The following is a 4,312-nucleotide window of genomic DNA, read 5'->3' as shown; positions in this document are numbered from 1 at the left end:
GCTATGGCGAGAAAATGTTGTTTGAGGATGCTTCCTTTGGTATGGATGAACGTGACAAAATAGGGGTCGTCGGTGTAAATGGTACCGGCAAATCAACGTTTTTACGTGTAATTTCTGGCTTAGAGCCGCCAGATGATGGCAATATTGCAGTGAACAACGATGTGCGAATTCAGTATCTAGCACAAAATCCGGAGTTTGATCCCGAAATGAAGGTGCTCCAGCATATTTTTCATGGCAACCAGCCTGAGATGAAGGCGGTCCGTGAATATACGGAAATCATGGAGTTGTTGGAATTAAATCCGGGTAGCGAGGAGCTTCAAAATCGTCTATTGCGAGCAAGTCAGCAAATGGATACGTTCCAGGCATGGCAGCTGGAGAGTGAGGCCAAAAATATACTTACCCGACTGGGGATCACCCAGTTTGAGTCTCGTATGGGTGTTCTATCCGGCGGGCAGCGTAAGCGGGTGGCTTTGGCGGCGGCTTTGATCCAACCCTGCGAGTTGCTCATTCTGGACGAGCCTACAAACCATATTGATAATGAGTCTGTTGAATGGTTGGAGCAGTATTTGCAAAAAAGACGTGGTGCGTTGTTAATGATCACGCATGATCGCTATTTTCTGGATAGAGTTGCAAATGTCATGTTGGAGCTGGATCATGGCCGCCTTTTCCGTTATGAGGCTAACTATACCCGTTTTCTGGAGCTGAAGGCAGAACGTGAGGAGCGGGAAGCGTCTACGGAACAAAAAAGGAAGAACCTGCTGCGTAATGAGCTGGCCTGGATTCGTCGTGGAGCAAAGGCCCGTTCCACCAAGCAGAAAGCGCGTATTGACCGATATGAGCAGCTTAGGGATCAGCAACCGGAAGCTCGTTCTGGAGCTGTAGATATGTCTGTCGCCTCCACACGTCTGGGTAAAAAAATATTGGAGATCGAGCATCTGTCCAAATCGGTAGATTCCCGTAAGCTGATACAGGATTTGAGCTACATTGCGGTTCCTGGTGATCGTGTTGGTATCCTAGGTCCTAACGGTAGTGGGAAATCCACCCTGCTCCAAATGATTGCACAGCGTGTAGAACCCGATTCCGGCAGCGTTGTGCTGGGGCCGACCGTGAAGATAGGCTATTTTACTCAGGAACATCAGGAAATGAACGAATCATTACGTGTCATTGAATATATTAAGGAAGAAGCCGAAGTGATTCGTACAGCAGACGGTTCGACGATTACAGCTGCACAAATGCTGGAGCGTTTCCTGTTTGCACCAAGCGCGCAATGGACGGTTATTTCCAGGCTGTCCGGGGGTGAAAAACGGCGCTTGTATCTGCTTCGTGTTCTGATGTCGGCACCGAATGTGCTATTGCTGGATGAACCAACAAATGATCTGGATATTCAGACCCTTTCCGTTTTGGAAGATTATCTGGATGAATTCCCAGGTGTGGTTTTTATTGTTTCTCATGATCGCTATTTCCTGGATCGGACAGTGGACAAAATACTGGCGTTTGAAGGGGATGGACAGGTACGAGTACATGTAGGGGACTATAGCGAGTATGCAGAATGGATCAGTAAAAATGCTCAATCTTCTGTGAATACGTCTGTCTCGACGAGTACGGCTTCCTCGAATCGCTCTTCCGCGCCTAAGTCTGCGGGTCCTTCTGATTCAGTCAAGGAGACAAGTAAAACCAAGCTCAAATTCACCTTCAAGGAACAGCGGGAATATGAGCAAATTGATGAACTGATTGAACAAGCCGAACAGAAGTTGGCCGACATTCAGCGACAGATGGAAGAGTCTTTCAGTGATTCAGCACGACTACAGGAGCTCATGGCTGAGCAAGTGAAGGCCGAACAGCATCTGGAGCATCAAATGGAACGCTGGACCTACCTGAATGAGCTAGCCGAGCAGATTGAACAAAGTAAATCTTAAAAATACAGAAGCAAGTCACCATTCAGAGTGGGGGCTTGCTTTTTCATCGAATTATTAATACGTTTTTCATATTAAAAGCGAGTGAATTATATATTTCTAATATTAAATTACAGTGGGTATAATGGATTGCAGATGGAGGGGAGGAATTGAAAATGGAATATCGTAAACTTGGAAAAAGTGGTTTGATGGTAAGTGAGATTGCATTGGGGAACTGGATCACCCACGGTGCCCAAGTGGATGATACCATAGCGCAAGCCTGTGTAAAGGCTGCACTAGACTCAGGGATTACCACGTTTGATACCGCTGATGTGTATTCGGATACCCTGGCGGAAACGGTTTTGGGTCATTCTTTAAAGGGAATACGCCGTGAAAGTATTGAATTATGTACTAAGGTTTTTCATCCCACAGGTACCGGACAGAATGATAAAGGGCTGTCTCGTAAACATATCATGGAGGCCTGCCATGCTTCTCTTCGACGCCTACAAACGGATTATATTGATGTATATTATGCACACCGTTTTGATCCAACCGTATCGCTTGAAGAAACTTTTTTGGCCTTATCCGACTTGGTGCGGCAAGGGAAGGTTTTGTATGTAGGAGTAAGCGAGTGGACAGCAGAGCAGATAAAGCAAGGAGCTGCTCTGGCTAGGGAATTAAAGGTCCCTTTCGTGGCAAGTCAGCCCCAATATTCCATGCTGTGGCGTGTCATTGAAGCTGAAGTGATTCCCGCTTGTGAGCAGGAAGGGATTGGGCAGGTGGTTTGGTCACCTCTGGCACAAGGTATCCTTTCTGGTAAATATACAGCAGACAAGCCGTTACCCGAGGGTTCACGAGCTTCTACGACAGCAGGGTCACCATTTTTCGAACGTTTGGCTGGACAATGGTTACGTAAAGAAGTCCTTTTGGCAGTAAAGAAAATTCAGCCGATTGCAGAAGAATGCGGACTGACGCTGCCCCAGCTTGCAGTCGCATGGGTTTTACAAAACCCGCAAGTGTCCTCAGCTATTATCGGTGCTTCCAAGCCCGAGCAGGTTAAAGAGAACGTAAAAGCTGCGGGTGTCCGTCTAGATGGGCAGGTCATGAGACAATTGGATAGCGTTTTAAATGGTATTGTTGAACGTGATCCGAGAAAAACAGGTTAAGATATACGATCAAGGAGATTTACATGTCTAACTCTTCTTTACAAGCTGTTTCTTCAACCACTTCCAGAAAATGAGTCAGAACAGTTTCATTTGCACCTGTTTTCCATGCAGCATAAAGTGGGATGGACGGAGACTCTTCTTGAAATGAACGAAATACGACATCACTGCGTTGAAAGACAGATACGGAAGAGGGGACAATGGAGATACCTATACCCGCCGCTACCAAGTTAACGATCGTATACATTTGAACGGCTTCCTGTACGATTTGAGGATGAAATCCATGTTGTCCGCAAAAGTCGAGTATGAGATTATGAAAAGAAGCTCCCATATGAGGCGGAGACAGGATAAAAGATTCGTCCGCTAAAGAACGTAAAGACAAGGTTGAATGGTGGGCTAACGGATGTGTCTGAGGAAGAACAGCCATGAGTGATTCGTTGGTGTAAAGACGAGAAGTGATATGTATAGATGGATCTGCACTGCGCAGGAAGCCCACATGAACTTTGCCATCGTGTATGGCTTTTAGTTGTTGGACAGATGTCATTTCAAATAACGTAAGCTTCACATCTGGGAAGCGCTCTCGGAATTTCTTCAAGGCATTAACCATCAGACTGCCAGAGGCTGAATCTACAAAAGCGATGGATAAATGTCCGAACTTCCCCTGACTTGCAAGCTGTGTGATCTTAATAGATCTTTCCAATTGAGCAACCATGTTTCTGGATTCTTCTAAAAATATCGCTCCTGCTGACGTAAGTCGAACTTGCCTTTTGGTTCGTTCCAAAAGCTTCACACCAAGCTCTTCTTCAAGGCTTTGAATTTGTTGGCTCAAGGGAGGTTGGGTGATATTCAGTTTTTTCGCAGCACGGTTAAAATGCAGTTCTTCTGCTACTGCGATAAAGTAACGTAGTTTTTTCAGATCCATAGCTGTGATTTCCTTTCACTAAGCCTTCACCGACCTATTCTCCAGCGGAACAGGTCGGTTTTTATCGTTCGAATTAAACTGTCACATAAGCTGCAAGCAGACGTGCAGTGTTCACCACGGCCTGCTGGTGCGTGCGCTCCATTGCATGGGAGGCGTGTACGCCAGGGCCGATCAACGCAGCCCGGATGTTATTACCTGCTCTTAGTGCAGCCGAAGCGTCCGAACCGTAGTGCGGATAAATATCTACAGCATACGGAATATTCAGCTCTTTGGCCAGCTCAATCAGACGGGTCGTCATATTATAGTCGTAAGGCCCGGAGGAATCTTTGGCACAG

At 46.4% G+C, this 4,312-nt stretch carries 3 protein-coding genes and 1 pseudogene; 2 read left to right on the top strand and 2 right to left on the bottom strand.

Translation table 11 applies throughout. The features are described from left to right. Both GRP75_RS20015 and GRP75_RS20010 read left to right on the top strand, forming a co-directional pair. Positions 1-1,916, top strand: a 1,916-nt coding sequence (locus tag GRP75_RS20015; protein ID WP_160790163.1) for an ABC-F family ATP-binding cassette domain-containing protein, incomplete at its 5' end; no start/stop codon positions are given. A 152-nt stretch (positions 1,917-2,068) separates the two neighbouring features. After that, positions 2,069-3,058 carry an aldo/keto reductase family protein gene (locus GRP75_RS20010; protein WP_023988006.1) on the top strand — a complete coding sequence of 330 codons (990 nt, stop codon included), beginning with the start codon at positions 2,069-2,071 and terminating at the stop codon, positions 3,056-3,058. Positions 3,059-3,077: 19 nt separating this feature from the next. On the opposite strand, the gene GRP75_RS20005 is transcribed toward GRP75_RS20010, so the two are convergent. Both GRP75_RS20005 and GRP75_RS20000 read right to left on the bottom strand, forming a co-directional pair. Next, complete coding sequence (locus GRP75_RS20005) at positions 3,078-3,977, bottom strand: LysR substrate-binding domain-containing protein (protein WP_160790162.1); 900 nt, start codon at positions 3,975-3,977, stop codon at positions 3,078-3,080. A gap of 73 nt (positions 3,978-4,050) precedes the next feature. Then, positions 4,051-4,312: pseudogene (locus GRP75_RS20000) on the bottom strand (M42 family metallopeptidase); the annotation flags it as partial.

The organism is Paenibacillus sp. OT2-17, from assembly GCF_009827695.1.
GTDB lineage: Bacteria > Bacillota > Bacilli > Paenibacillales > Paenibacillaceae > Paenibacillus > Paenibacillus polymyxa_B.
Note: the sequence above shows the minus strand (reverse complement) of the source record. Positions and strands in the feature narration are given on the sequence as shown.

What these genes read in the sequence shown, in the direction of transcription:
- GRP75_RS20010 (WP_023988006.1), top strand. Translation starts at nt 2,069, where the DNA reads ATGGAATATCGTAAACTTGGAAAAAGTGGTTTGATGGTAAGTGAGATT.
- GRP75_RS20005 (WP_160790162.1), bottom strand. Translation starts at nt 3,977, where the DNA reads ATGGATCTGAAAAAACTACGTTACTTTATCGCAGTAGCAGAAGAACTG.